Below are 26800 nucleotides of genomic sequence, written 5' to 3' on the forward strand. Positions count from 1 at the left end.
GTTCAACGACAAGGTCGTCCGGCGGATGTGTTCCGTGTCTCATGTTCCCCGGGTCCGCGGTGGACGGGCACCCGACGACTCACCGTTCCACGAACCCGGCCAGGTTCCCCTTGGGATCGGCCCACTGCTCGACAACGGAGTGGACGGTCCCGGGCGGGTCGTCCGATCGCAGTGCCGCCACCAGGTCGGCGCACCGGTCGCGGCCGCCCTCGGCGACCACCTCGACCCGGCCGTCGTCGGCGTTGCGGGCCCAGCCGACCAGGCCCAGCTCCAGCGCGCGGGCGCGGGTCCACCACCGGAAACCCACGCCCTGCACGCGTCCCCTGACCCACGCGGTCAGCCGTACACGCTCGTCGGACACCGGCCCATGGTGGCATGGGCCGGTGTCCGACGGCGGACGGGAGATTCCCGACCGGGTGGACCGGTCCGCTCCAGCTGTGATCACGTTGTTGATCACTCCATTGTGATCGATACGGCTGTGATCAACACGGCGACTGCCCACGGGTGAAGCAAGCCACGCGTGAAGCAACCGCCGCGCGCCTCAGGACGCGGTGACGACGGGCGCGTCCACGGCCCAGAACCAGTTGTTGCTGCCGTTGGCCAGGCGCCAGGTGACCTTCATGGTGGCGGCGCCCGCGGGCACGGCGACGGTCAGCGACTCGACCTTCGCGATGGCGTCACCGGTGTAGGTCAGGACGGTGCGCGGGGTGCCGCCGTCGAAGGACACCGTGACGGTCGCGGTCTCCGCGCCTTCCTTGCGGTAGTGCGAACTGAACCCGATGGTGGCCGTGCTCTTGCCCGCGACCGGGTAGGCGGGCGAGGTCAACGCGCTGTTGAAGGTGCCCGAGGTGGACTTGTCCGACCACTCGTCCGAATCGGCCACGGCGAACACCCCGCGGGCGCGCACGTTGCCCTCGCGGTTCTGCCCCGCCTCGGCGCGGGTCCAGAAGTCGTCGGTGGCGAACGACCAACCGCGCCACTCGGTCACGCCGCCGGTGCCCATCGCGGAGTTGTCGATGGTCCACCCGGACGGGGTGGTCTTGGTCCAGCCGCGCACCGAGGCCGGGATGCCGGTCTCGTCCACACGGGTCTGCAACGAGCCGACGAGGGTGTCGAACGGGTCGTTGGTGGCGGTGCCGAGCACGCGGCCGTCCAAGGTGCTCGGGATCGACACGCCCAGCAGGGACAGCACGGTCGGGGCGACATCGACGTTCCTGGGCGCGATGGCGGGCGTGCCCGGGGTGGTGCCGGGGCCGGTGCGGATGATGAACGAGGAGCGCTCCGGCGGGGTGTTGCCGCCGTGGCCGCCCGCGTCGGTGTGGCCGTGGTCGGCGCTGACGATGATCGTCCAGTCCTCGGTGGCGTAGGTCGGGCGGGCCTTGATCGTGTCGACGAACTGCTTGACCCGCTTGTCCGCGGCGGCGACCGCGTTCAGGTAGGCGGTGCCTGCGGCGCCGCTGCTGTGACCGGCGGCGTCCACGTCGTCGAGCACGACGAAGCTCGCGTCCGGGCCGACGTCGCGCAGGCGGGCGACGGTCTTGGCGGTGGTGTCGGTGTCGTCGGCGCCGTTGACGCGCAGGTCGACGGACGGGCCGAAGATGGCCTTGCCCGCGGAGTCGTCGACCAGCGGGTCCCAGGTGGCGGCGGCGAAGGTGGACAGGGTCGGCCTGGTCTGCTCGATCCGGGTGAGGAAGTCCGGGTAGGTGGCCAGGTTGGTGCCGGTGCCCCAGCTGTTGCTCAGCACGCGGTGCTTGTCTGGCCAGGTTCCCGTGGCCAGGGTGGCCCAGCCCGGGCCGGAGAGAGTAGGCGCGAAGGGGTTGGCGTAGAGCACGGTCCTGCTCGCCGAACCGGTCGCGATCAGGCTGTCGAGGGTGGGCGCGTCGGCAGGCGCGATCTTGTCGTAGAGCAGGCCATCTATGCCGATGACGAGAACCTTCGGGGTATGCACGGCCGCATGCGCGGCGGTGGGGACGGTGACGGCCGCGGCCGCCACGGCGAGCCCGGCGAGGATGGTCGACAGGGGTGTTCGCCGCAAGGTGTTCCTCCAAGAACTGGGGTCCGGCGGTACACCCGGCAGCCTTCCTGTACAGACAAGTAGTGAGCAACGGACGGGCGGCTGTCGACGGCCGAACGTCCGGTGAACGTCCCGTGGCCGGTGTGTCCCGGATGCCCCGTTCGCCGACCGGCCGTGACCGTGTCCACGGTCGAGTGATACGTTGCCGCGCCGTGACCCGCCTTCGCCGACGGGTCAGGGAGGTAGGACCCGCATGTCCGAGCCAGAGGATGACCCGGTCGTCTCGTCCGTCCCGGCAGATGACGAGGAGCCCCGCGCGCGCGGCCTGCGCAAGTCGCCGTACGCGATCCTGGGTGTGGCCGGGGTGGTGCTCTCCACCGTGTTCGCCGCCGTGGCGGGCCTCGCCGCGGGGAAGGGCGAGGAGGCCCGGTCCCCCGCCAACCAGGTGATCCCGCACACCACGACCACCACCGCGCGCACCACGACGACGACGACCACCGACGGCGCCACGTCGACCACCGACACGTCCTCGACCACCACCGAGTCGACGACGACCACGACCACGACGTCGGGCACGACCACCACGACGACGACCACCACCAAGCGACCTACCACCACGACCACCACGACCCGCGGTGGTGGCGGGGGCGGTGGTGGTGGCGGGGGCACGACGACCCCGAACAACCCGCCGACGACCACGACGACCACCACGACGACGGTGCCGCCGACCTCGGATCCCACCACCACGACGCCCGCGGGGTAACTCTCCGTCAATTTGATCAAGCAAAATTCACCAGGTTAGGGATCATCTAGCCCGATAGTGGTAGCTTGCCGATCCGTGAGTCGAAGACCGCGGCCCGAGGACGACGAGGAGCCCGGCCGCGCCTCTCGTCGCGGCGGCGTGGTGCCCGCCCTGCTCGTGGCCTTGGCGGTCGGGGCGAGCACGGCGGGGGTGGCCACGTTCCTGATGGCCCCCGCGCACATCGAGGCGGCCCCGGACGGGCCGATCGGCCGCACCGCACTCGACCGCGCCGGTCTGCCCGGCCGCGGCGACCGCGAGTCCGGTAACCCCACCGACTCCGGCGCTCCCACCGTCACCCCCAGCCCCGGCGCGCCCACCGCGTCCGCGACGATCGCGCCTTCCTCAGGCGCCATTACGACCACACCGAGCGTCCCGATCACCCCCACCGCGAGCGGCTCCACCGGGACACCCGGCGGTCCGGGCGGCGGCAACCCAGGCGGCCCGGGAGGCGGCGGCCCCGGGACGGGCGGGCCCGGCACCGGCACCCGGGACCCCACGGCGACCCCGACGAGCACCGCGCCGGTGAGCACCAACCCGGCGTTCGCCAACCAGGTGCTGTCCCTGGTCAACAACGAGCGCCGGAACGCGGGCTGCGGCTCGCTGACCATCGACCCCCGGCTGAACCAGGCCGCGCAGGCGCACAGCACGGACATGGCGACCCGGCGGTACTTCTCGCACACCGGCCTCAACGGCAGCAGCTTCGTCGACCGCGCCGAGGCGGCGGGCTACTGGACCGCGTCGGCGGAGAACATCGCCCAGGGCCAGACGTCGGCGGCGTCGGCGATGAGCGCGTGGATGGGCTCCGCCAGCCACCGCGCCAACATCCTCAACTGCGCCTACCGCAACATGGGCCTCGGGTTCGCCGACAACGGCAGCCAGTACGGCACCTACTGGACGCAGATGTTCGGCTGGTGACCGCTGTCGTGGGCCATCACCGAGTCCAGGTAGCAGGCCATGGCGTCGCGGTGCCGGGTGAGGATGTCGATCCGCGTCTGCACCCGGTCCAGCTCCTCCCGCAGCGACCCGACCATCTCCGGGGTGGGCGCCGGGAACCGGATCACCCTGGGCACGCCGAGGCAGGGCAGGATCTCGCGGATGATCCGGGTGGGCAGGCCGACGTCGAGCAGCTCGCGGATCTGGGCCACCCGTTCGACGGTCTCCTCGGCGTACTCCCGGTAGCCGTTGGCCGCCCTGGTCGAGGCGATCAGCTCCTGCTCCTCGTAGTAGCGCAGCATCCGGCGCGGGATGTCGGTGCGGGCGGACAGCTCGCCGATGCGCATGACTGTGTTCGACCTCACTCCTACCGCGGGTGGACCTTCACATATATGCGAGGGTTCCAGCATAAAGATCATGCGGAGCCCCGGCAGCGCCAGCCATGACCGTCTCCCCCTGCGCGCGTTGTCCGCGCTGGCGACGGCGGCGTTCATCACCGTCCTGACCGAGGCCCTGCCCGCCGGGGTGCTGCCCGGGATGAGCCGGGACATCGGCGTCAGCGAGTCCGCGATGGGCCAGTCGGTGACGGTCTACGCGATCGGGTCGGCGTTGGCCGCCGTGCCGTTGTCGGCCGCCACGGCGGGGTGGTCGCGGAAGCGGTTGCTGCTGTCGACCGTCGCCGGGTTCGCGGTGGCCAACTCGGTCACCGCGTTCGCGACGGACTACTGGCTGAGCATGGGGGCCCGGTTCGTCGCCGGTCTGGCGGCCGGTCTGGTGTGGGCGATGCTGGCCGGGTACGCGCGGCGGGTGGCGCCTGCTCGGCAGCATGGCAAGGCGGTGGCCATCGTGATGGCGGGGGTGCCGTTGGCGCTGTCGTTCGGGGTGCCCGCCGGGACGTTCCTGGGGGACGCGGTCGGGTGGCGGGTGACGTTCTGGAGCATGACCGGGATCGCCGTGGTGTTGATGGGGGCCATGCTCGTGCTCGTGCCGGACTTTCCCGGCGAGGTCGGCCGTCGGGGTCGGGTGCTGGGGGCGTTGGCCGTGCCCGGGGTGACGGCGGTGTTGGTCGCGACCGCCGCTTACGTGCTGGCCCAGGCGATTCTCTACACCTATATCTCCACGTACCTGGATCGGGCCGGACTGGCTGACGTCATTGATGTCGTATTGCTGGTTTATGGGGCGGCTTCGGTGGTCGCCATCTGGGTCGTGGGGACTCAGATAGATCGGCGGCTGCGGGGCTTGTCCGTGCTGACCATGGTGTTGTTCTCGGTCGCGGCGGGGATCATGGGAGCGTTGTCGGGGAGTCAGGTGTGGGTGTTCGCTGCGGTGGTGTTGTGGGGGTTCAGCGCGGGGAGTATGCCCACTCTGTTGCAGACTGCCGTGGCCAATGCGGGCGGGGAGTCCGCGGATATGGCGCAGGCAATGTTGGTGACGTTGTGGAATGTGGCCACGGCGGTGGGCGGGGTTGTCGGCGGGTTGGTGTTGGACGGGGTGGGGGCCGGGGCGTTTCCGTGGTTGTGTCTGGGGGTCGCGGTTCCGGTGTTGTTGTTGGTGATCGGGGCTCGACGGCATGGGTTTCCGAGCAGGTCGGTCGAGCACGCTGGTGAGTTGCAGCCCGCGGAGCGGTAACCCTCACAGAGCGGTAGCCCTCACAGCTCGAACCGATACCCCATACCGGCCTCGGTGATCAGATGCCGGGGCCGGGCCGCCTCAGGCTCAAGCTTCCGCCGCAGCTGCGCCAGATAGACCCGCAGGTAATGCGTCTCGTTCGCATACCCGGGACCCCATACCTCCTGCAGCAACTGCTTCTGCGCCACCAACCGCCCCCGATTCCGGACCAACATCTCCAGAATCCCCCACTCGGTCGGCGTCAGATGCACCTCCACCCCGTCGCGGTGCACCTTCTTGGCCGCCAGATCGACCGTGAACGAGGCAGTCTCGACCACGGCCTCCTCACCGCCAGGCACCGAAGCGGCCCCGCGCCGGACAGCGGCCCGCAACCGTGCCAACAGCTCGTCCATGCCGAACGGCTTGGTCACATAGTCATCGGCGCCTGCGTCCAAGGCACGGACCTTGTCCACCGACTCACCCCGAGCGGACAGCACGATGATCGGCACCGCGGTCCACCCTCGCAGCCCGGCGATCACCTCGGTCCCGTCGATATCCGGCAACCCGAGATCGAGCACCACCACATCCGGCCGCGCCTCGGCCGCGGCCCGCAACGCGGCAGCCCCATCATGGGCAGTGCACACGTCATAACCGCGCGCGGTCAGGTTGATCCGCAGCGCGCGAACGATCTGCGGCTCGTCATCGACCACGAGAACCGTCGTCACGACACCTCCCCCATCGGCATCTCCCCCATCGGCTGAGCGAGCACCAGCGACACGACCACGGTGAGGCCACCGCCCGGCGTGTCCTCGGCCCGGATACTCCCACCCATCGCCTCGGTGAAGCCCTTCGCCACGGACAGGCCCAGGCCGACCCCGGGCGTGGCGTCCCGGTCGCCGAGTCGCTGGAACGGGGCGAACGCGACGTCGGCGCCGCCCTTGGGCAGGCCCCGGCCGTGGTCGACGACGCGCAGCTCGGCGCGGGCGGCGTGGGCGCTGGCGCGGACCGCGACCCGGGGTCCGCCGTGGCGCAGGGCGTTGTCGACCACGTTGGCGATGACCCGGTCGAGCAGGCCCGCGTCGGCGAGGACCGGGGGCAGCGACTCCGGGACGTCGATCTCCACCCGCTCCCGGCCGTCGATGCCGGTCAGGGCGCGGGCCACGGCCTCGTCGTAGGTGACCGGGCGCAGCCGGGGGGCGACGGCGCCGGTGGCCAGCCGGGAGGAGTCGAGCAGGTTGTCCACCAGGGCCGCCAGGCGGTCGGCGGACTCCTCCACCGTGGCCAGCAGCTCCGCGGTGTCCTCTTCGGACAGTTCGAGGTCGGCGGCGCGCAGGCTGCCCGCCGCGGCCTTGATCGAGGTGAGCGGGGTGCGCAGGTCGTGGCCGACCGCGGACAGCAGCGCGGTGCGCAGCTCGGTGGTCTCGGCGCGGTGGCGGGCGTCGGCGGTCTCGGCCGCCATCCGTTGCTGGCGCAACGCGAGCAGGGCCTGTCCGGCGGCGGCGGTGAGCACTCGCTGGTCGGAGGCGGGCAGTTTGCGGCCGCGCAGGGCCAGGTGTACGTCGACGGTCACCGGTACGTCCACATCGGCCTCGTCCGGTTCGTCGCACGGCTGCGGCCCGTCGCACGCGACCCGTTCCCACACGCCGTCGCGCCGCTCCAGCAGGGCCACCGAGTTCAGGGCGAAGTTCTCCCGCACCTTCTCCAGCAGCCGCTGCACCGGATGCGGGTGCGTGAGCACTGTCCGCGAGTACGACGCCAGCAGTGCCGCCTCCGTCCGGGCGCGCGCCGCCTGTTCCGCGCGTCGGGCGGCCGTGTCCACCACCAGCGCGACCAGCACCCCGACGACGACCATGACCACCAGCGTGACCACGTTCTGCTGCGCGTCGATGGTCAGCGTGTAGAGCGGGGCGGTGAAGAAGAAGTTCAGCAGCACCCCGGACAGCACCGACGCGAGCAGCGCGGGCCCCAGACCGCCCACGAGCGCCACCGCGACGGTCGCCAGCACGTAATCCACCACGTTCGTGGACAGGATCAGCTCCTCCCGCAGCAACGCCCCGATCAGCGTGGCCAGGCCGGGCGCGGCGAGCGCGAGGGCCCAGCCGAGCAGGCGGCGGGTCGGGGCGAGCGGGCTGCGGGCGAGCCTGCCGCGCAGGCCGCCCTCACGTTCGTCGTGGGTGACCATGTGCACGTCGATGGCGCCGGAACGGCGGACCACGGCCGCGCCGATGCCCTCGTCCACCGCGCGCGCCCAGCGGGAGCGGCGGGAGGTGCCGACCACCAGCTGGGTGGCGTTGACGGCGCGGGCGAAGTCCAGCAGCGCGGCGGGCACGTCGTCGCCGACCACCGCGTGGAAGGTGGCGCCGACGTCCTCGGCGAGCCTGCGGTAGCGGGCCGTCTCCTGCGGCGCGATGCCCGCCAGGCCGTCGCCGCGCAGCACGGTCAGCACCATCAGCTCGGCGCCCGCGCGGGTGGCGATGCGGCTGCCGCGCCGGATCAGCGGCTCGCTCTCCGGGCCGCCGGTGATCGCCACGACCACCCGCTCGCGGGTCTCCCAGGTGTCGGTGATGTCCTGCTCTTCGCGGTACCGGCGCAGCGCCACGTCGACCTGGTCGGCCACCCACAGCAGCGCCAGCTCGCGCAGCGCGGTCAGGTTGCCGGGCCGGAAGTAGTTGCCCAGCGCGGCGTCGATGCGCTGCGCCGGGTAGACGTTGCCGTGCGCGAGCCTGCGGCGCAGCGCCTCCGGGGTGATGTCGACCAGCTCGATCTGCCCGGCGCGACGCACCACCTCGTCCGGCACGGTCTCCTGCTGCGGCACCCCGGTGATCCGCTCGACCACGTCGTTGAGGCTGGCCAGGTGCTGCACGTTGACCGTGGACAGCACGTCGATGCCCGCCGCGAGCAGCTCCTCCACGTCCTCCCAGCGCTTGGCGTGCCGGGAGCCGGGCACGTTGGTGTGCGCCAGCTCGTCGACCAGCGCCACCTCGGGCGCGCGGGCCAGCACGGCGGCCAGGTCCATCTCCTCGAACTCGCGGCCGCGGTGGTCGGCCCGCCCGCGCGGCACGACCTCCAGGCCGTCGAGCAGCGCGGCGGTCTTGTCCCGGCCGTGCGTCTCGACCAGGCCGACGACCACGTCCGTGCCGCGCTCCAGCCTGCGGTGCGCCTCGCCGAGCATCGCGAAGGTCTTGCCGACGCCCGGTGCCGCGCCGAGGTAGATCCGCAGCTCTCCCCGGCGCGGCCGCCCCTCTACCACTGTGCTCCCACCGATCTGCCCACTCTGCTATCCACTCGCGGCCTGTACCGCGAGGTTCAGCTCCAGCACGTTCACCGCGGGCTCGCCGACGAACCCGAGGTCCCGGCCCGAGGTGTGCTCGACGACCAGCGCCCGGATCCGATCCTCTGGCACGCCGGTCACCCGCGCCACCCGCGGGACCTGCAGGTCCGCGTAGGCGGGGCCGATGTCGGGGTCCAGCCCGGAGGCGGACGCGGTCACCGCGTCGGCGGGCACCTTCGCCGGGTCCACACCCTCGCGCCGCGCGACGAGATCGATCCGCTGCCGGATCATGTCGACCAGGTCGGTGTTGTCGGCGGCCTTGTTCGAGCCGCCGGAGGTCGACGGGTCACCCGGGCCGAGCGGGTCGGCCGAACCGGCCGACGGGCGGGTGTGGAACCAGGGGTCGCGGGCCGGGTCGGCGGCCACCGGGTCGACGCCGATGTGCCGCGAGCCGACGGCCCGACCGTCCACCTGGATCACCGACCCTTCCGCGTTCGCCGACAACCCGGGCAGTCTGCTGACCGCCCACACGCCCAGCGGGTAGAGGATCCCGGTCAGGACCGTGAGGACCAGCAGCACCCGCAGTCCCGCCGCGCTCTGCTTCAACAGCTGTTTCATGGCGTCACATTCCCGGGATGAGTCGGACGAGCAGGTCGATCAGCCAGATCCCGACGAACGGCGTGACCACGCCACCGAGGCCGTAGATCAGCAGATTGCGCCGCAACAGCGAACGAGCGCTCGCCGGGCGGTAGCGGACACCGCGCAGTGCCAACGGGATCAGCGCCACGATGACCAGCGCGTTGAAGACCACCGCGGACAGGATGGCCGAGTTCGACGAGTGCAGCCGCATGATGTCGAGCTGCCCCAGCTGCGGATACACGGTGGCGAACATGGCAGGCAGGATGGCGAAGTACTTGGCCAGGTCGTTGGCGATGCTGAAGGTGGTCAGCGCGCCCCGGGTGATCAGCAGCTGCTTGCCGATGGCCACGACCTCGATCAGCTTGGTGGGGTCGGAGTCCAGGTCGACCATGTTGCCCGCCTCCTTGGCGGCCATGGTCCCGGTGTTCATCGCCACGCCCACGTCCGCCTGGGCCAGCGCGGGGGCGTCGTTGGTGCCGTCGCCGGTCATCGCGACCAGCCGCCCGCCCTCCTGCTCCCGGCGGATCAGGGCCATCTTGTCCTCCGGCTTGGCCTCGGCGAGGAAGTCGTCCACGCCCGCGCGTCCGGCGATGGCCTTGGCGGTGAGCGCGTTGTCGCCGGTGACCATGACCGTGCGGATGCCCATGGCGCGCAGCTCGGCGAACCGCTCCCGCATGCCCGGTTTGACCACATCGGACAGTCGGACCACCCCGCGCACCACCGCGCCCTCGGCGACGACCAGCGGCGTGCCGCCCTCGGCGGAGATCCGGTCGACGATCTCGTGCACCTCGTCGGGGACCGTGCCGCCCTGGCCGGTGACCCAGTCGCGGACCGCGCTCGCCGCGCCCTTGCGGATCCGGCGGCCGCCCAGGTCGATGCCGCTCATCCGGGTCTGCGCGGTGAACGGCACGGACTCGCCCGCGCGCTCGGCCCGGGTCGGTTCCCCGGGCAGGCCATAGGTCCCGACGCAGAGTTCGACGATGCTGCGGCCTTCCGGCGTGCCGTCGGCCAGGCTGGAGAGTCGGGCGGCAACGGCGAGGTCGTCGGCGGTGGCGGTACCCACCGGGATGATCTCCGTGGCGCGGCGGTTGCCGAAGGTGATGGTGCCGGTCTTGTCGAGCAGCAGCGTGCTCACGTCTCCGGCCGCCTCGACCGCGCGGCCGGACGTGGCGAGGACGTTGCGCTGCACCAACCGGTCCATGCCCGCGATGCCGATCGCCGACAGCAGCGCGCCGATGGTCGTGGGGATCAGGCAGACCAGCAACGCGGTCAGCACGGTCACCGACTGCTGTCTGCCGGAGTAGTCCGCCATCGGCTGCAACGCCACGACCGCGAGCAGGAAGATGATCGTCAGCGTGGCGAGCAGGATGGTGAGCGCGATCTCGTTCGGCGTCTTCTGCCGTTTCGCGCCTTCCACCAGGGCGATCATCCTGTCCACGAAGGACTCGCCGGGCCGGGTGGCGATCTTCACCACGATCCGGTCGGACAGCACGGTGGTGCCGCCGGTGACCGCCGACCGGTCGCCGCCGGACTCCCGGATCACCGGAGCCGACTCGCCGGTGATGGCCGACTCGTCCACGGTCGCGATGCCCTCGACCACGTCGCCGTCGCCGGGGACCACCTCGCCCGCCTCGACCACCACGAGGTCGCCGACGGCCAGCCCGGCCCCCGGCACGGTCTCCTCGCCGCCGTCGGCACGCAACCGCCGGGCCATCGTGTCGCGTTTGGTGCGCCGCAACGACTCCGCCTGCGCCTTGCCCCGGCCTTCCGCGACGGCCTCGGCGAGGTTCGCGAACAGGACGGTGAACCACAGCCAGACCGCGACCGCGACGGTGAACCCGCTCGGCTCGGCGATCGCGAACACCGTGACCAGGATCGAACCGACCCACACCACGAACATGACGGGGTTGCGGATCTGGTGGCGTGGGTGCAGTTTGCGCAGCGCGTCGGGCAGCGAGGTGAGCAGCTGCCTCGGGTCGAACACGCCCGCGCCGACCCTGCCGGTGCTCTCCGCGTGGTGCTCGACCACGTCCGGCTTGGTTCCCGGGTCCGTGATGGTCATGCGAGTGCCTCCGCGATGGGGCCCAGCGCGAGAGCCGGGATGAAGGTGAGCGCGGCGACGAGCACGACGGTGCCGCCGAGCATGGTGGCAAACAACGGTCCGGTGGTGGGCAGCGTGCCCGCCGTCTCCGGAACCTTCTTCTGCGCCGCGAGCGAGCCTGCCAGGCAGAGCACGGCCAGGATCGGGATGAACCGGCCGAACAGCATGCACAGCCCGAGCGTGATCTGGAACCAGTCACTGGTGACCGTGATGCCCGCGAACGCGCTGCCGTTGTTGTTGGACGCCGAGGCGTAGGCGTAGAGGATCTCGGAGAGGCCGTGCGCGCCGGGGTTGTTGAGCGCGCCGGGGGTCGACGGGAGCAGCAGGGCCGCGCCCGCGCCGACCAGGACGACGACCGGCATGGCCAGCATGGCGATCGCGGCGCAGGTGACCTCGCGTCTGCCCAGCTTCTTGCCCAGGTACTCGGGGGTGCGACCGACCATGAGCCCGGCCAGGAACATGGCGATCACGGCCATGATCAGGACGCTGTAGAGGCCGGTGCCGACGCCGCCGGGCGTCATCTCGCCGAACAGCATGTTGAGCATGGTCCCGCCGCCGCCGAGACCGCTGAAGCTGTCGTGCATGGAGTTGACGGCGCCGGTCGAGGTGCCGGTGGTGGCGTTGGCGAACAATGCCGAACCGGCGATGCCGAACCGTTGTTCCTTGCCTTCCATGCCCGCGCCCGCCAGGAGCGCGGCCGGGCCGTTGGGGTGCGACTCGGCCCACCAGATGACGGTGAGCATGGCGGCCCAGATCACGCCCATGACGGAGAGCAGTACGTAGCCCTGCCTGCGGTTGCCCACGAGGGTGCCGAAGGTGCGGGTGAGGCTGACCGGGATCACCAGGATCAGGTAGATCTCGACCAGGTTCGTCCAGCCGTTCGGGTTCTCCAGCGGGTGCGCGGAGTTGGCGTTGAAGATGCCGCCGCCGTTGGTGCCGAGCTCCTTGATGGCCTCCTGGCTCGCGGCCGGGGCGAGGGCGATACGGCCTGCGGAACCGTCCGGGTTGGTCACGTCCACACCGGACTTGAGGCTCATCACCACGCCCAGCGCGACGAGCAGGACGGCCGAGATGAACGCGAGCGGCAACAGGACGCGGACGGTGCCGCGCACGAGGTCGACCCAGAAGTTGCCGATGCGGTCGGTGCCCGCGCGCGTGAACCCGCGCACCAGGGCGATCGCCACGGCCAGACCGACGGCGGCGGAGACGAAGTTCTGCACGGTCAGGCCGACCATCTGGACGGTGTGCCCCATGACCTTCTCGGGCAGGTAGGACTGCCAGTTGGTGTTGGTGACGAAGCTGATCGCGGTGTTGAACGCGACACCGACCGGGACCGGGCCGCGGTCGAAGTCGAACGGCAGCAGGGATTGCAGGCGCTGCACCAGGAACAGCAGGACCACCGAGACGGCGGAGAAACCCAGCACCGACGACGCGTATGTCTTCCAGTGCTGCTGGGCGTCGGGATCGACCCGGCCCACGCGGTAGACGGCCTTCTCGACGCGCCAGTGCTTCCCGGTCGAGAACACCCTGGCCATGTGATCACCCAGCGGCCGGTAGCCGACCGCGAGGGCGAGCAGGAGCAGGCCCGCCTGGAGAAGGCCCGCGGCGGTGGCGGACATCAGAACTTCTCCGGACGGACGAGCGCGACGAACAGGTACACGATGAGGGCCAGCGCGAGCACGCCGCCGACGATGTTCGCGGCGGTGCTCACAGGTTCCCCAGACCGCGCAGGGTGAGCGCCAGCACCAGGAAGCCGCCGATGATCAGGGCGGCGTAAACCAGGTCGGCCATCCGGTTCCTCTCTTCACCGGACCGCCCATATGGCGGTCCGACCGCAGGAGAGCGTGCACTTCCCGCGGCCGGACCTTGATGGCACCTGACGGCACCTTGACGCTGTGACCTGCCGTTCTTACGCGGTCTTGACGGTCACGTGAGCCTGGTTACCTGGTTGTCGTGACCGGCGGCTGAGTGACCGGCGGCGTAGTGGTCGGTGACAGCGTGGTGGTCGGTGCCGTGGTCGTCGGCGGCGCGCTCGACGTCGCGCTCGGTGCCTGGCTCGTGGTGCCGGGTTCCGGCGTGCTGGTCCCCGGGGTGGTGGAGGGGGCGGGCGTGCCGGTCGGGGTCGCGGAGCCGCGCGGCGGCCGGGGCACGAACGGGTTGTCGGACGTCTCCACGCAGGCGCCGCGGAGGTACTGGATCTCCGGCAGCGGGAACCGATTGCCGGGCCTGGAGGTGTCGTCGTAGTCGTGGCAGCTCGGCTGCTCGACGGTGATCGGGCTGCCCGCCTCGTCGTAGAGGTAGAAGTCCGGGATCGGCTTGCCGTCCGGGTCCACCGCGTACAGGTTGGACAGTGTGCGGCCCTCATAGGACAGTCCACTCGGGATGTACACCGGCCGGTCGTCCCGACGGGAGTGCATGGCGTTCAGGCCGACGGCGAGCAACGCGATCAACGCACCCGCCAGGAACGTGTTGGCCGCCACCGCGATCGGCAGCACCCGGCGGTCGGTGCTCGACCGGGGCCCGGCCCAGGACGCCACCGCCGCCGCGAGCACCACGACCAGCGTGCCCTCGAAGTGGCCGCTGAAGAACGCCAGCACCACGAGCGCCACCCGCAGCAGCCACCAGCCCGGCCGCAGGGACCGCACGAACACGATCACCGCGGGCGACAGCAGCGCCACGATCGCCTGCCCGCGCGCCCGCAGCCAGCGGAACTCCCGCACCGCCTCGATGTCGTCCCGGCTCAGCGCCCGCCCGACCAGCATCCACAACGCGGGCGCCACGGCGACGAGCACCATCACCGGCACCGCGTACTTCCGCGCGCTCTCATGGCCGAACGCCAGGGCCCCGCTGATGAACGCGGTCACGACGAGCAACGCGGACCCCCAGACCGCGTACCTCGCCGCCACCCACCGCGTCGGCTCGGCCCGTGGCACGGCAGGCGCCGGATACCCGCCCGCCGCCCGCAGCTCGGCCGCGTACTCCTCGGGCGTGCCCAGCCTGCGGGTCAGCTCCTCGGCCGACCCCGCCTCGTCGAGCACCTCGGCCACATGCGGCTCGACGTCCTCCATCACCTCGGACAGCTCGTCCGCGGGCAGATCGGCCAACGCGGCCCGCACCCGCCGCAGATAATCCGCCACCTCCGGGCGCGTATCGGTGCCGTTCACGCCGCCGCCCCTTTCCGCAGAATCCCGTCCATGGCGGTCGAGAACTCCCGCCACGCCTTCTCCGACTCCACCAACCGCTCCCGGCCCGCCTCGTTCATCCCGTAGTACTTCCGATGCGGCCCCTCGTCACTGGGCACGACGTACGAGGTGAGCAACCCGGCCCGGTACAACCTCCGCAACGTCCCATAGACCGAGGCGTCCCCCACCTCCTCCATGCCCCCACCCCGCAGCCTGCGCAGCACGTCGTAGCCGTACCCGTCCTCGTCCTTGAGGACCGCCAGCACCGCCAGGTCCAGCACGCCCTTGAGCAGCTGGCTGGTATCCATGCACCCTCCCCGCTATCGCGCTAGGAACACTATTACGCATAGCGCACTAGCGCGCAAGGCACTCCACTGCGGACGGCCTCGGCCAGGAGTATCAGCGAGCGAGCGGAGACCGGCCGCTCCGGCTCAGGTCGGTCCTGCGGTGTCGAACCGGATGGGTACCCGTTGTGGCGAGTCAGCCGGTGAAGCCCGCCGGATGGGGTTGGCAGCGGGGGCAGGAGAACGAGGACCGGTTCATGAACGGCTCCCGCCGAATCGGCCTACCGCACCGACGGCAGGGCAGCCCCTCCTGCCCATACGCGTTCAACGAGCGATCGAAGTACCCAGACTGCCCGTTGACGTTCACATACAACGCATCGAAGGAGGTCCCGCCGACCCCCAACGCCTCGTTCATCACATCCGTGGCGGCGGACAACAGCTCCCCCGCCTTGGCGGCCGACAGCTTGTCCGCAGGGCGGGCCCAATGCAGCCGGGCCCGCCACAACGCCTCGTCCGCGTAGATGTTGCCGATGCCGGACACCAGAGTCTGGTCCAGCAGGGCGCGCTTGATCTCCGTGTGCTTGCGGCGTAACGACGACACCGCCGCCGACAGGTCGAAGTCCGGGTCCATCGGGTCGCGGGCGATATGCGCGACCGGTACCGGCAGCAGCACCCCGTCGACCGAGGTCATCTCCTCCACCGACAGTCCGCCGAAGGTGCGCTGGTCCACGAAGCGGAGTTCCGGCCCCGAGGTGAAGCGCAGCCGGACGCGCAGGTGTTTCTCGTCCGGGGCGTCCGCGGGCTGGACGAGCATCTGGCCGCTCATGCCCAGGTGTGCCAGTACCGCCTCGCCGGAGTCCAGGTCGACCCAGAGGTACTTGCCCCGACGGCGCGCCGCCGCCATGGTCCGGCCGACCAGTCGACCGGCGAAATCGAGGTCGCCGAGCACATGGCGGCGGGTGGCGCGCGGGTGCAGGACCTCCACCGAGATGATCGTCCGACCGGCCACGTGGTCACGCAGACCCCGGCGGACGACCTCGACCTCGGGGAGCTCAGGCACCGCTGTCGTCGGACTGGATCTTCGCCGAGAGTTCGCGCCAGGCGGCCTCGGCGGCCTTCTGCTCGGCTTCCTTCTTGGTGCGGCCGTCGCCGTTGCCGTAGCTCTGGCCGTTGACCACGACGTAGGCCGTGAACTCCTTGCGGTGGTCCGGGCCCTCCTCGCGGACCCGGTACTCCGGCACGCCCAGGCCTGCCGACGCCGTCAGCTCCTGGAGGCTGGTCTTCCAGTCCAGGCCCGCGCCCAGCCGGGGGGCCTCGGTGAGCAGCGGGTCGAAGTGGCGGTGCACGACCTCGCGCGCGGTGTCGATGCCGTGTTCGAGGTAGACCGCGCCGATGACGGCCTCCATGCCGTCGGCCAGGATGCTGGCCTTGTCGCGGCCGCCGGTGAGCTCCTCGCCCTTGCCAAGCAGCAGGTGCGCGCCGAGACCGCCGTCGCCGAGACCGCGGGCCACGCTGGCCAGCGCGTGCATGTTGACGACGCTGGCGCGCAGCTTGGCCAGCTGGCCCTCGGCCAGGTCCGGGTGCGTGCGGTAGAGGTGGTCGGTGACCACTAGCCCGAGCACCACGTCGCCCAGGAACTCCAGCCGCTCGTTGGGCGGCAGGCCCCCGTTCTCGTAGGCGTACGAGCGGTGCGTCAGGGCGAGCACGAGCAGCTCGGCGTCCAGACGGACGCCGAGCGCGTCGAGCAACGTTTCCGGATCCGCCGTGGGACCCCGGGACGCCTTACCCCCCATGCCGTGGTTCTGCTTCCGGCCGGGTTACGCGGGCTGGGTGACCTGGCGACCGTCGTACTGGCCACAGGTCGGGCAGGCGATGTGCTGCGGCTTGAGTGCGCGGCAGGCCTTGTTCGAGCAGTTCACCAGGTGCACCGCAGTGGTCTTCCACTGCGAACGGCGCGAGCGGGTGTTCGAACGCGACATCTTCCGCTTGGGGACGGCCACGACTGACTCTCCTCTGACGAGCTGTTTGAGCAGGATCTGGACTGGTATCGCAGCTACTGACCCGGATCCTGTTGGAACCGCTCCTGCAGCGCGGCCCACCGAGGGTCAATGGTCTCATGCCGGTGATTCGGACCGAGATCGGCCCACTTGCCACCGCACTCCGTGCACAGCCCGGCGCAGTCCTCCGCGCACAGCGGCACGTGCGGCAACGCGAGCACGACCGCGTCCCGGACCACCGGTTCGAGGTCCAGGTGGTCCTCGACCAGCCTGCTCACCTCGTCCTCGTCGGTGGTCAGGTCGGTGGCACTGTCCGGGTAGGCGAACAGCTCGGTCAGCCCGACCTCGACCTCGTCGGTGATCGGGTCCAGGCAGCGCGAGCACTCGCCCGCCAGCGGACCGACGGCCGTGCCGGTGACCAGCACGCCCTCCACCACGGACTCCAGGAGCACGTCCAGCTCGACCTCGGCGCCCGCGGGCACCCCGATGACGCCCTCCAGGCCGATCACATGGTCGGCGGTGGCGACGCGGTGCACGCGGCGGCTGGACCCGGGTCGCCTGCCCAGCTCGCGGGTATCGATCACCCAGGGGCTGGTGAGCACCAGACGAGCGGGGCTCTTGCGGTTGGCGGACATCGGACCCTTCGCCTCGGGACACCTTCGGACGATCCGCCCGGGACACGCCCGGTCGGTTACGTGGACAGCCTGAACAGGGTACGCGATGGGCCGGTCCGGGACGAAATCGAATACCGGGTCGGTCGGCTCGCGGGGTCGGTCAGCTCTCGTAGTCGAACGGCGGGGCGTCGTAGCCCGCGGGGCCGGCGGGCACCGGCCCGCGCAGGTGGATCCGGCCCTTGCCGACGGTGCGCAGGGTGTGCGTGAGCAGGTCCTCGAACTCGGCGAGCTTGCCGTCCACATAGGCGTCGCAGTCGGCGCGCTGGCGGTTGGCCTCGTCGGCGGCCGCGTCCACGACCCTGGCCGACTCCTGGTGCGCGGTCTGCACGACCTCGGTCTGCGAGACGAGCCGGTCGCGTTCGAACCGGCCCTCCTCGACCGCGCGCTCGTAGGACTCGCGGCCCGCCTGGATCATCCGGTCGGCCTCGGTCTGCGAGCGGCCGACCAGGCTCTCGTACTCGGCGCGGCCCGCGGCCACGGTGCGGTCGGCCTCGTCCTGGGCGTCCGCGACGAGCCGGTCGGCGTGCGCGGTGGCCTCGGCGACCAGCCGATCGGCCTCGGCGCGGGCCTCGGCGACGGCCTGCTCGGCCTCCAGCCTGGCCTTGCTCAGCGTCTGCTCGGCCTGGTGCTCGGCGCCGCCGACGATCTCGTCCTTGCGGTCGAGCACGTCCTGGGCGTCGTCGACCTCGGCGGGCAGCGCGTCGCGGATCTCGTCGAGCAGTTCCAGCACGTCGCCGCGGGGCACCACGCAGCCGGAGGTCATCGGCAGCCCGCGGGCCTCCTCCACGATGGTGACCAGCTCGTCGATGGCCTCGAAGACCTTGTACACGGCTCCTCCAACCGACCCGCACTCGCCCATCCCCCTGGGCAGGACCCAGATGCTGATTTTGCCCGTCGAGGCAGCGGTCGAGGGGGACGCGCGGCGCCGGGCGTGTCCCGGCGCCGCGCGAGGTCGGCGGGGAGCGTCCGCCGGGGGGATCAAGCCGGGCGGGATCAGACGGTGATCAGGCGGAAGCTGGCGTAGTGGTCGGCGGTGTAGAAGTACTCGCCCGCGCGGCCGGTGATGATCCGGCGCGCGCCCCGGTCGCCGGAGCCGGGGGTGACCACGGTGTATTCGTGGTAATAGCCGGTGGAGCAGGCGGGCAGCAGGTGTTCGCGGTTCTGGAACACGGTGCCGTCCTGCGGGTACGGGAACGGACCACCCGACCGGATGAGCCGGTAGGTGTCGTTGGCCTGGGACGGCAGGCTGGAGAGGGCGACGCGGGTGTAGGAGGAGGTGTTCCCGCACGCGGGCTGGGCCAGGGTAGGGGCGGCGGTGCCGTACTCGATGGGGGTGGCGGCCGAGGCGGTGGCGGTGAGGCCGAGCACGCCCAAGGTGGTGAGCAGGACGGCGAGCAGGGCGTTGGCGGCCTTCGCGGCGAAGTTGCTCATTCACCGAACGTAGCTCTACCGGGTGAGCATCGGCTGTCGGTCGCGTGAACCGGCTGTGGCAGGCTGTGGATCGTGCTCATCCGCCCCGCCGCCGACGACGACGTGCCCGCGATCGTGGCCATGCTGGCCGACGACCCGCTCGGCGCGACCAGGGAGTCCCCGGGCGACCCGCGCTACGCCGAGGCGTTCGCGGAGATCGCGGCCGACGACCGGCAGCTGCTGGTGGTGGCCGAGCGGGACGGCGAGGTGGTCGGCACGCTGCAGCTGACCTTCACCCCGGGGCTGTCCCGGCTGGGCGCGGTGCGGGCGACCATCGAGGGCGTGCGGGTGCGGGCCGACCGGCGCGGCGACGGGCTCGGGCACGCGCTGATCGAGTGGGCGATCGACGCGGCCCGCGAGCGCGGCGCGATCATGGTGCAGCTGACCACGGACGCCTCACGCGAGGAGGCGCACCGCTTCTACCGGCGGTTCGGGTTCGTGGCCAGCCACATCGGCATGAAGCTGCCGCTGTAACCCCTTCGGGCCCCGGTCAGCCCTCGGCCGCGCGGTTCTCCGCAAGGCGGGCCAGCAATCGCTTGTGGACGTTGGGCGGGAGCAGGTGGGAGACCTCGCCGCCGTAGGTGGCGACCTCCTTGACCAGCGAGCTGGACAGGAAGCTGTTGAGCGGCTTGGTCGGCATGAACATGGTCTCCACGCCGGTCAGGCCCTGGTTCATCTGGGCCATCTGCAGCTCGTAGTCGAAGTCGCTGACCGCGCGCAGGCCCTTGACGATGGCCTGGATGTCGAAGCGGGCGCAGTAGTCCACCAGCAGACCCTGCCAGGAGTCCACCCGGACGTTCGGCAGGTGCTCGACGGTCTCGGCGATCAGCGCGAGCCGCTCGTCCACGGTGAACAGGCCCTTCTTGTTCTTGTTGACCAGCACCGCGACCACGACCTCGTCGAAGAGGGCGGCGGCGCGCTCGATGATGTCGAGGTGACCGTTGGTGGGCGGGTCGTAGGAACCCGGGCAGACCGCGCGCGTCATGATCCCGGACCGTAGCAGCAGGCCGGGGCCGCCACCGGTGATGTAGCGGCGCTCACGTACCGGCGTCGGGCCGGTACGCCGCCCAGTGCAGGGTGGTCTCGCCGTAGCGCTTGCTGCGGTCGGCGACCAGGTCCGCGGGCCAGCCCGGGTCACCCGTCCGGGTGGACCGCTCCACCACGACGGTCGCGTCCGGCGCCAGCCAGCCCGCGGCGAGCGCGGTGAGCACGCGCGTCAGGTCCGCGTCGGCCAGCGCGTACGGCGGGTCGGCGAAGACCAGGTCGTACGGCGCGGCCGGGGCGGTGGCCAGCACCCGGTCCACTGTCGCCTGCCGAATGTCCACCCCGGGCAGTCCGACCGTGTCCGCGTTGCGGCGCAGCACGGCCACCGCGGCCCGGTCGCTCTCCACCAGCGTGGCCAGCGCGGCGCCGCGGGAGAGCGCCTCCAGGCCGAGCGCGCCGGAGCCCGCGTACAGGTCCAGCACCCGGGCGCCGTCCAGGTCCAGCGCCGCCTCCAGGGCGCTGAACAGGGCCTCGCGCACCCGGTCCGCGGTCGGGCGGGTGCCCCGCGGCGGCACGTCCAGCCTGCGGCCCCCGGCGGCCCCGGCCACGATCCTGGTCACCGGGCCATGGTGCCCGACCCGACCGGGCGACGCGGGGACCGGGTGGGCCGGCGACCGGACGGGGCCCAGGCGCACGCAGCGTGCCCTGCCGCTGTCGGAACCTGAGTGGATCAGACCACTCAGCGGGCCGGATGGCCGCCGTGAGCAGGGAAATCGAGGTGAGGCAGAGCACATCCGCCACGCGGCTGATTCACGCCGGCCGCGAAGCGCGTAATCTCGCTCTTCCGTCCGGGAACGAAACCGTGGGAGCGCTGCGTGTCGGAAACCTCTGTCAGAGAGGCCGAGATCGCGGTCGAGCAGAAGCACATCGACATGGTCTACGCGCGCGTGGCCGAGATGCGCGACGAGGCCGAGGCGATGCGCACGCGGGGCGATGAGCTCGCCCACGGCGCGCGCAACGAGGCCGTCTTCGAGCAGGCCGCGATGCTCTTCGAGCGCGACGTGATGGTGCGGCACGCCAACCAGATCCTGCGCTCCCTGGACGCCGAGCACGAGGGCCTGGTGTTCGGTCGGCTGGACACCACCGAGGGCGAGACGATGTACGTCGGCCGCCTCGGCGTGCGCGACAACGACTTCGAGAACCTGGTCACCGACTGGCGGGCGCCCGCGGCCGCGCCGTTCTACCAGGCCACCGCCGAGATGCCGATGGACGTCATCCGGCGCCGGGTGATCCGCTCCACCGGCCAGTCGGTGGTCGACATCGACGACGACCTGCTGATGCCCGAGGCCCGGCTGGAGACCATGCCGGTGGTCGGCGAGGGCGCGCTGATGGCCAGCCTGACCAGGGCGCGCGGCGAGAACATGCGCGACATCGTGGCCACCATCCAGAAGGAGCAGGACGAGGCGATCCGGGCGCCGTGGCGCGGGGTCACCGAGATCACCGGCGGGCCGGGCACCGGCAAGACGGCGGTCGCCCTGCACCGGGTGGCGTACCTGCTCTATCGGGACCGGCGCCGGATGGGCGGCTCCGGGGTGCTGGTGGTCGGCCCCTCCCCCGCGTTCACCTCCTACATCTCCCGAGTGCTGCCGTCCATGGGCGAGGACGCCGTGGAGCTGCGCTCGCTCAGCGACGTGCTGGACGGCACCCGGGCCACCCGGATCGATCCGGCCCCGGTGGCCGCGGTGAAGGGCTCGCTGCGGATGCGCCGGGTGCTCAAGCGGGCGCTGCGCGAGGCACCCGCGGACGCGCCGACCGAGCTGCGCATCGTCTACCGGGGCGAGGTGCTCAAGCTGGACGCGCGGGACCTGGACGGGGTGCGCGCGGCCGTCCACAACGGCCGCAGACCGCCGAACCAGTCCCGGGTCGACGCGGCCGAGGCGCTGCTGGAAGCCCTGTGGCGCAAGGCGGACTCGTACGAGGACTTCCCGGTCAAGCGCGCCGAGCTGGTGCACGAGCTGGGCGAGCGCATCGACTTCCACCGGTTCGTGGTGGTGTGGTGGCAGCTGCTCGCCCCCGCCGAGGTCCTGCACCTGCTGTCCGACCGCAAACGCCTGTCCCGCGCGGCAGGCCGGGTGCTGACCCGCGCCGAGGTCGACATGGTGGCCGACTCGTGGGCCGACCCGGCCGCGGGCCCCACGGTGGCGGACGTGGCCCTGCTCGACGAGCTGCGGGTACTGCTTGGCAGGCCCCCGAAGCGCCGCAGGCGCGCCGAGCACGACCCGTTCGCGCCCGCCCCGGTCCGGAGCAACCACCGCGAGCACTACGACGAGTACTCGCACATCGTGGTCGACGAGGCCCAGGACCTCTCCCCCATGCAGTGGCGGATGGTCGGCCGACGCGGCAAGTACGCGAGCTGGACCGTGGTCGGCGACCCGGTGCAGAGCTCCTGGCCGGACCCGGCGGAGGCCCGCCAGGCCCAGGACGCGGCCTTCGGCGGCCCACGCACCGAACGGCGGCGGTTCGGGCTGCGGACCAACTACCGGAACTCGGCGGAGATCTTCGACCTGGCGGGCAAGGTCGTGCGGCACATCGCCGAGGCCGACCAGCTCCCACACGCCGTGCGCAGCACCGGCATCGAACCGACCGTGCGGGTGTGCGCGGCCTCGGAACTGCTGACTGAGGCGTTGGCGGCGGCATCGGAACTGCTGACCCAGGTGGACGGCACGGTCGGCGTCATCACCGCCACCAGCCGCGTCGACCCCACCCGCACGGCGATCACCGCCCTGTCCGACGAACGCCTGCGCGTGGTGGACGGCCTGGAGTCGAAGGGTTTGGAGTACGACGCGGTGGTCCTGGTCGAACCGAACGAACTCATCAGCGAGTCGACGACCGGGCCGCGCACGCTTTATGTGGCCCTGACCCGCGCGACCCAGCGGCTGACCGTCCTGACGACCGAACCGGGCTGGCCGGACAACTGATCCCGGCCGAGTTGTCCACAGGCAAGATCCACGCGGGCCGGGCTTTTCGGTTCGCCCCGGTAGCATTGGATCTCGGGGGATCCCCTGGCGGTTGTCCACAGGCCGCGAAACCGTCCACAGGCCGGGGCGTGGGGTTGACGGCGATGTAAGCGTGGTCCGGCATGTGGTGCAGGCGAGGTTGTGCACAACCCCCGGAAACCATCCACAGGTCCCGATCGAGCGATATTGACAACCGCCAAGATCGCCTAGGGTTCCACGTACAGGGCGGGAAGCCCCCGGGTGGGTGGGGGCGTGTCCCGGGGTGGTTTCGGGGCGGTGGAACAGGATTCGGCGCGAAAGGAGCGGGGCCGCGGCCCCGGTGGGATGCGGCCCCGCTCGGTACCGGGATCAGCTGAGGACGACGAGCAGGTCCCCACCCTCCACCTGCTGCACCGACGAGATCGCCAGCCGCGACACCGTGCCCGTCTTGGGTGCGGTGATGGCGGCCTCCATCTTCATCGCCTCGATCGTGGCGACCGTGGCACCAGTCTCGACCGCGTCACCCTCGGCCACCGCCAACGTGACCACGCCCGCGAACGGCGCGGCGACGTGGTTGGCGTTGGCGCGATCGGCCTTCTCGGCGGCAGGCAGGTCTGCCGCGACCTTGCGGTCGCGTACCTGGATCGGCCGCAGCTGGCCGTTCAGGGTCGCCATGACGGTCCGCATGCCGCGTTCGTCGGCCTCCGCGATGGCCTCCAGCTCCAGCAGGAGCGTCACACCGCGATCCAGGTGGACCGCGTACTCCTTACCCTGCTGCAACCCGTAGAAGAAGTCCTTGCTCGCCAGCACGCTGGTGTCGCCGAACTGCTCGCGGTGGGCGAGGAACTCGCGGGTCGGCCCGGGGAACAGCAGCCGGTTGAGCGTGCCGCGACGGTCGGATTCCAGGCCCGCGCGGTCGTCCTCGGTCAGTTCCGCCACGCCCTTGGGGGCCGCGCGGCCCTTCAATGCCTTGGTGCGGAACGGTTCCGGCCAGCCGCCCGCCGGGTCGCCGAGTTCGCCGTGCAGGAAGCCGATGACCGAGTCCGGGATGTCGAAGCGGCCCGGGTCGGTCTCGAACTCCTTCGGGTCGACGCCCGCGCCGACCAGGTGCAGGGCCAGGTCGCCGACGACCTTGGACGACGGCGTCACCTTGACCAGGCGGCCGAGCATGCGGTCGGCGGCGGCGTAGGTGGTCTCGATCTCCTCGAACCGGTCGCCAAGGCCGAGTGCGACGGCCTGGGTGCGCAGGTTGGACAGCTGGCCGCCGGGGATCTCGTGGTGGTAGACGCGGCCGGTGGGGGCGGGCAGGCCCGCCTCGAACGGCGCGTAGACCTTGCGCACGATCTCCCAGTACGGCTCCAGGTCCGACACCGCCTGCAGGGACAGCCCGGTCTCCCGGTCGCTGTGGTCGGTGGCGGCCACGATCGCCGACAGCGACGGCTGCGAGGTGGTGCCGGACATCGACGCCACCGCCCCGTCCACGGCGTCCACTCCGGACTGGATGGCGGCCAGGTAGGTGGCCAGCTGCCCGCCTGCGGTGTCGTGCGTGTGCAGGTGCACGGGCAGGTCGAACTCCTTGCGCAGCGCGGTGATCAGCCGCGCGGCGGCGGGCGGGCGCAGCAGGCCCGCCATGTCCTTGACGGCCAGCACGTGCGCGCCCGCGCCGACGATCTGCTCGGCCAGCTTCAGGTAGTAGTCGAGGGTGTAGAGCTGCTCGGCCGGGTCGGACAGGTCGGCGGTGTAGCAGAGGGCGACCTCGGCGACGGCGGTGCCGGTCTCGCGCACGGCCTCGATCGCCGGGCGCATCTGCTCGACGTCGTTGAGCGCGTCGAAGATGCGGAAGATGTCGATGCCGGTGTCGGTGGCCTCGCGCACGAACGCGTCGGTCACCTCCGTGGGGTACGGCGTGTAGCCGACCGTGTTGCGCCCGCGCAGCAGCATCTGGAGGCAGATGTTCGGCACGGCCTCGCGCAGCGCCGCCAGCCGCTCCCACGGGTCCTCGGCGAGGAAGCGCAGCGCCACGTCGTAGGTCGCGCCGCCCCAGCACTCCAGGGAGAACAGCTCCGGCGTGGACCGCGCGACGTGCGGCGCCACCGCGAGCAGGTCCTTGGTGCGCACCCGGGTCGCGAGCAGCGACTGGTGCGCGTCGCGGAAGGTGGTGTCGGTGACGCCCACCCGCTTGTTCTCGCGCATCCACCGGGCGAAGCCCTCCGGGCCCAGCTCGACCAGCTTCTGCTTGGTGCCCGCGGGCGCGTCCACCGTCAGGTCGACGGCAGGCAGCTTCTCGCGCGCGTCGAGCACCTTGGGCCGTTCGCCGTGCGGACGGTTGACCGTGACGTCGGCCAGGTAGCTCAGCAGCCGGGTGCCGCGGTCGGCGGAGCTGCGCGCGGTCAGCAGGTGCGGGCGCTGCTCGATGAACGCGGTGGTGACCCGGCCCGCGACGAAGTCCGGGTCGTCCAGCACGGCCTGCAGGAACGGGATGTTGGACGCCACGCCGCGGATGCGGAACTCGGCGACCGCGCGCCGCGCCCTGCGCACCGCTGAGGCGAAGTCGCGGCCCCGGCAGGTGAGCTTGACCAGCATGGAGTCGAAGTGCGCGCTGACCTCGGCGCCCGCAGCGGTGCCGCCGTCCAGCCGGATGCCGCTGCCGCCCGGGGAGCGGTAGGCGCTGATCATGCCGGTGTCCGGGCGGAAGCCCTTGGCCGGGTCCTCGGTGGTGATGCGGCACTGCAGCGCGGCGCCGCGCAGGTAGATGTCGTCCTGGGTGAGGCCGAGGTCGGTCAGCGTCTCGCCCGCGGCGATGCGCAGCTGGGACTGCACCAGGTCGACGTCGGTGACCTCCTCGGTGACCGTGTGCTCGACCTGGATGCGCGGGTTCATCTCGATGAAGACGTGGTTGCCGCGGGTGTCCAGCAGGAACTCGACGGTGCCCGCGTTCTTGTAGCCGATGTGCCTGGCGAAGGCCACGGCGTCGGCGCAGATGCGGTCGCGCAGGTCCGGGTCCAGGTTGGGCGCGGGCGCGATCTCGATGACCTTCTGGTGGCGGCGCTGCAACGAGCAGTCGCGCTCGTAGAGGTGGATCACGTTGCCGACGCCGTCGGCGAGGATCTGCACCTCGATGTGCCGCGGGTCGAGCACGGCCTGCTCCAGGAACACGGTGGCGTCGCCGAACGCGGACTCGGCCTCGCGCATGGCCGCCTCGACCGACTCGCGCAGCGCGGCCGGGTCCTCGACCCGGCGCATGCCGCGCCCGCCGCCGCCTGCCACGGCCTTGACGAAGATCGGGAAGCCGATCTCCTCGGCGGCCACCAGAAGCGCGTCCACGTCGGTGCCGGGGGCGGTGGAGCGCAGCACCGGCAGCCCGGCCTCGCGGGCGGCGGCGATGGCGCGGGACTTGTTGCCGGTCAGCTCCAGGATGTCGGTGTCCGGGCCGACGAAGGTGATGCCCGCCTCGGCGCACGCCTTGGCCAGCTCGGGGTTCTCGGACAGGAAGCCGTAGCCGGGGTAGACGGCGTCGGCGCCCGCCTTCCGCGCGGCCTTGACGATCTCCTCGACGGACAGGTAGGCGCGCACCGGGTGGCCGGGCTCGCCGATCTCGTACGCCTCGTCGGCCTTCATCCGGTGCGGGGAGTTGCGGTCCTCGTACGGGAAGACGGCGACCGTGCCTGCGCCGAGTTCGTATCCGGCGCGGAACGCCCGGATGGCGATCTCGCCTCGGTTGGCGACGAGCACCTTGCGGAACATGCGCGGTTACCTCCTGCTCCGGGAAAGAGTCGGACGACGGAGATTATCGTGGATGTCCCATCCGTCGGGAGCTTCGTCCCACGTGACGGGCCTCATCCCGA

25 protein-coding genes are annotated in these 26800 nt (G+C 71.5%); 5 read left to right on the top strand and 20 right to left on the bottom strand.

Annotation, left to right across the window (positions count from 1 at the left end):
* Positions 1-79 precede the first annotated feature (79 nt).
* A complete protein-coding gene (locus tag C503_RS0109995) occupies positions 80-361 on the bottom strand; it encodes an acylphosphatase (protein WP_026316139.1) in 282 nt (93 codons plus the stop codon).
* 180 nt (positions 362-541) lie between these two features.
* Positions 542-2035, bottom strand: a complete 1494-nt coding sequence (locus C503_RS0110000) for an alkaline phosphatase family protein (protein ID WP_018682064.1) — start codon at positions 2033-2035, stop codon at positions 542-544.
* Positions 2036-2267: 232 nt separating this feature from the next.
* Here C503_RS0110000 and C503_RS47280 point away from each other — a divergent pair, with 232 nt between their 5' ends.
* On the top strand, positions 2268-2777 hold the full coding sequence (locus C503_RS47280) for a hypothetical protein (RefSeq protein WP_018682065.1): 510 nt from the start codon (positions 2268-2270) through the stop codon (positions 2775-2777).
* Between the two features lie 75 nt (positions 2778-2852).
* Complete coding sequence (locus C503_RS48475; RefSeq protein WP_211222371.1) at positions 2853-3731, top strand: CAP domain-containing protein; 879 nt, start codon at positions 2853-2855, stop codon at positions 3729-3731.
* On the opposite strand, the gene C503_RS0110015 is transcribed toward C503_RS48475, so the two are convergent.
* On the bottom strand, positions 3704-4096 hold the full coding sequence (locus C503_RS0110015; protein ID WP_018682067.1) for a MerR family transcriptional regulator: 393 nt from the start codon (positions 4094-4096) through the stop codon (positions 3704-3706). The genes C503_RS48475 and C503_RS0110015 overlap by 28 nt on opposite strands.
* Before the next feature lie 70 nt (positions 4097-4166).
* Between C503_RS0110015 and C503_RS0110020 the strand changes: the two genes are divergently transcribed.
* On the top strand, positions 4167-5378 hold the full coding sequence (locus C503_RS0110020; RefSeq protein WP_018682068.1) for an MFS transporter: 1212 nt from the start codon (positions 4167-4169) through the stop codon (positions 5376-5378).
* A gap of 20 nt (positions 5379-5398) precedes the next feature.
* Here the strand turns inward: C503_RS0110020 and C503_RS0110025 are convergent, their stop codons facing one another.
* The 14 genes from C503_RS0110025 to C503_RS0110095 all read right to left on the bottom strand — a co-directional run bounded on the left by C503_RS0110025 (position 5399) and on the right by C503_RS0110095 (position 18936).
* A complete protein-coding gene (locus C503_RS0110025; RefSeq protein ID WP_018682069.1) occupies positions 5399-6082 on the bottom strand; it encodes a response regulator in 684 nt (227 codons plus the stop codon).
* A complete protein-coding gene (locus C503_RS0110030) occupies positions 6079-8607 on the bottom strand; it encodes a sensor histidine kinase (protein WP_018682070.1) in 2529 nt (842 codons plus the stop codon). Before C503_RS0110030 ends, C503_RS0110025 begins: the two co-directional genes overlap by 4 nt.
* A 27-nt stretch (positions 8608-8634) precedes the next feature.
* Positions 8635-9246, bottom strand: coding sequence for a potassium-transporting ATPase subunit C (locus C503_RS0110035; RefSeq protein ID WP_018682071.1), 612 nt, complete (start codon positions 9244-9246; stop codon positions 8635-8637).
* A 4-nt stretch (positions 9247-9250) separates the two neighbouring features.
* Complete coding sequence (gene kdpB / locus C503_RS0110040) at positions 9251-11329, bottom strand: potassium-transporting ATPase subunit KdpB (RefSeq protein ID WP_018682072.1); 2079 nt, start codon at positions 11327-11329, stop codon at positions 9251-9253.
* On the bottom strand, positions 11326-12987 hold the full coding sequence (gene kdpA / locus C503_RS0110045; RefSeq protein ID WP_018682073.1) for a potassium-transporting ATPase subunit KdpA: 1662 nt from the start codon (positions 12985-12987) through the stop codon (positions 11326-11328). Before kdpA ends, kdpB begins: the two co-directional genes overlap by 4 nt.
* Positions 12987-13079 carry a K(+)-transporting ATPase subunit F gene (gene kdpF / locus C503_RS0110050; RefSeq protein ID WP_018682074.1) on the bottom strand — a complete coding sequence of 31 codons (93 nt, stop codon included), beginning with the start codon at positions 13077-13079 and terminating at the stop codon, positions 12987-12989. The genes kdpA and kdpF overlap by 1 nt, the downstream gene beginning before the upstream one ends.
* Before the next feature lie 229 nt (positions 13080-13308).
* Positions 13309-14532 (bottom strand): DUF1700 domain-containing protein, encoded by a 1224-nt coding sequence (locus C503_RS0110060; RefSeq protein ID WP_018682075.1) that lies wholly within the window; start codon positions 14530-14532, stop codon positions 13309-13311.
* Positions 14529-14858, bottom strand: a complete 330-nt coding sequence (locus C503_RS0110065) for a PadR family transcriptional regulator (RefSeq protein WP_018682076.1) — start codon at positions 14856-14858, stop codon at positions 14529-14531. Before C503_RS0110065 ends, C503_RS0110060 begins: the two co-directional genes overlap by 4 nt.
* Positions 14859-15030: 172 nt before the next feature.
* Entirely contained in the window at positions 15031-15894 is an 864-nt protein-coding gene (gene mutM, locus C503_RS0110070) for a bifunctional DNA-formamidopyrimidine glycosylase/DNA-(apurinic or apyrimidinic site) lyase (protein WP_018682077.1), read from the bottom strand.
* Positions 15887-16627 (bottom strand): ribonuclease III, encoded by a 741-nt coding sequence (rnc, locus tag C503_RS0110075; RefSeq protein WP_026316140.1) that lies wholly within the window; start codon positions 16625-16627, stop codon positions 15887-15889. The genes mutM and rnc overlap by 8 nt, the downstream gene beginning before the upstream one ends.
* A 24-nt stretch (positions 16628-16651) precedes the next feature.
* On the bottom strand, positions 16652-16834 hold the full coding sequence (gene rpmF, locus C503_RS0110080) for a 50S ribosomal protein L32 (RefSeq protein WP_018682079.1): 183 nt from the start codon (positions 16832-16834) through the stop codon (positions 16652-16654).
* A 53-nt stretch (positions 16835-16887) separates the two neighbouring features.
* Complete coding sequence (locus C503_RS0110085; protein WP_018682080.1) at positions 16888-17466, bottom strand: YceD family protein; 579 nt, start codon at positions 17464-17466, stop codon at positions 16888-16890.
* A 139-nt stretch (positions 17467-17605) separates the two neighbouring features.
* Positions 17606-18334: a DivIVA domain-containing protein gene (locus C503_RS0110090; RefSeq protein WP_018682081.1), complete on the bottom strand. Its 729-nt coding sequence runs from the start codon at positions 18332-18334 to the stop codon at positions 17606-17608.
* Between the two features lie 164 nt (positions 18335-18498).
* Entirely contained in the window at positions 18499-18936 is a 438-nt protein-coding gene (locus C503_RS0110095; protein WP_018682082.1) for a guanyl-specific ribonuclease, read from the bottom strand.
* Between the two features lie 72 nt (positions 18937-19008).
* On the opposite strand from C503_RS0110095, the gene C503_RS0110100 reads away from it, so the two are divergent.
* Positions 19009-19449 carry a GNAT family N-acetyltransferase gene (locus C503_RS0110100; RefSeq protein ID WP_018682083.1) on the top strand — a complete coding sequence of 147 codons (441 nt, stop codon included), beginning with the start codon at positions 19009-19011 and terminating at the stop codon, positions 19447-19449.
* A 16-nt stretch (positions 19450-19465) separates the two neighbouring features.
* On the opposite strand, the gene coaD is transcribed toward C503_RS0110100, so the two are convergent.
* A complete protein-coding gene (gene coaD, locus C503_RS0110105; RefSeq protein ID WP_018682084.1) occupies positions 19466-19960 on the bottom strand; it encodes a pantetheine-phosphate adenylyltransferase in 495 nt (164 codons plus the stop codon).
* A gap of 52 nt (positions 19961-20012) precedes the next feature.
* Positions 20013-20579: a 16S rRNA (guanine(966)-N(2))-methyltransferase RsmD gene (gene rsmD / locus C503_RS0110110; protein ID WP_026316141.1), complete on the bottom strand. Its 567-nt coding sequence runs from the start codon at positions 20577-20579 to the stop codon at positions 20013-20015.
* Positions 20580-20834: 255 nt separating this feature from the next.
* Here rsmD and C503_RS0110115 point away from each other — a divergent pair, with 255 nt between their 5' ends.
* Positions 20835-22937 (top strand): HelD family protein, encoded by a 2103-nt coding sequence (locus tag C503_RS0110115; protein WP_018682086.1) that lies wholly within the window; start codon positions 20835-20837, stop codon positions 22935-22937.
* Positions 22938-23324: 387 nt separating this feature from the next.
* Here the strand turns inward: C503_RS0110115 and C503_RS0110120 are convergent, their stop codons facing one another.
* Positions 23325-26699, bottom strand: a complete 3375-nt coding sequence (locus C503_RS0110120; protein ID WP_018682087.1) for a pyruvate carboxylase — start codon at positions 26697-26699, stop codon at positions 23325-23327.
* Positions 26700-26800 lie beyond the last annotated feature (101 nt).

The sequence above is a fragment of the Actinokineospora enzanensis DSM 44649 genome (assembly GCF_000374445.1).
GTDB classification, from domain to species: Bacteria; Actinomycetota; Actinomycetes; order Mycobacteriales; family Pseudonocardiaceae; genus Actinokineospora; species Actinokineospora enzanensis.

What these genes read in the sequence shown, in the direction of transcription:
- C503_RS0110015 (WP_018682067.1), bottom strand. Translation starts at nt 4,096, where the DNA reads ATGCGCATCGGCGAGCTGTCCGCCCGCACCGACATCCCGCGCCGGATG.
- C503_RS0110035 (WP_018682071.1), bottom strand. Translation starts at nt 9,246, where the DNA reads ATGAAACAGCTGTTGAAGCAGAGCGCGGCGGGACTGCGGGTGCTGCTG.
- C503_RS0110065 (WP_018682076.1), bottom strand. Translation starts at nt 14,858, where the DNA reads ATGGATACCAGCCAGCTGCTCAAGGGCGTGCTGGACCTGGCGGTGCTG.
- C503_RS0110085 (WP_018682080.1), bottom strand. Translation starts at nt 17,466, where the DNA reads ATGTCCGCCAACCGCAAGAGCCCCGCTCGTCTGGTGCTCACCAGCCCC.
- C503_RS0110095 (WP_018682082.1), bottom strand. Translation starts at nt 18,936, where the DNA reads ATGAGCAACTTCGCCGCGAAGGCCGCCAACGCCCTGCTCGCCGTCCTG.
- C503_RS0110120 (WP_018682087.1), bottom strand. Translation starts at nt 26,699, where the DNA reads ATGTTCCGCAAGGTGCTCGTCGCCAACCGAGGCGAGATCGCCATCCGG.
- rnc (WP_026316140.1), bottom strand. Translation starts at nt 16,627, where the DNA reads ATGGGGGGTAAGGCGTCCCGGGGTCCCACGGCGGATCCGGAAACGTTG.
- coaD (WP_018682084.1), bottom strand. Translation starts at nt 19,960, where the DNA reads ATGACGCGCGCGGTCTGCCCGGGTTCCTACGACCCGCCCACCAACGGT.
- kdpB (WP_018682072.1), bottom strand. Translation starts at nt 11,329, where the DNA reads ATGACCATCACGGACCCGGGAACCAAGCCGGACGTGGTCGAGCACCAC.
- C503_RS47280 (WP_018682065.1), top strand. Translation starts at nt 2,268, where the DNA reads ATGTCCGAGCCAGAGGATGACCCGGTCGTCTCGTCCGTCCCGGCAGAT.
- C503_RS0110020 (WP_018682068.1), top strand. Translation starts at nt 4,167, where the DNA reads ATGCGGAGCCCCGGCAGCGCCAGCCATGACCGTCTCCCCCTGCGCGCG.
- kdpA (WP_018682073.1), bottom strand. Translation starts at nt 12,987, where the DNA reads ATGTCCGCCACCGCCGCGGGCCTTCTCCAGGCGGGCCTGCTCCTGCTC.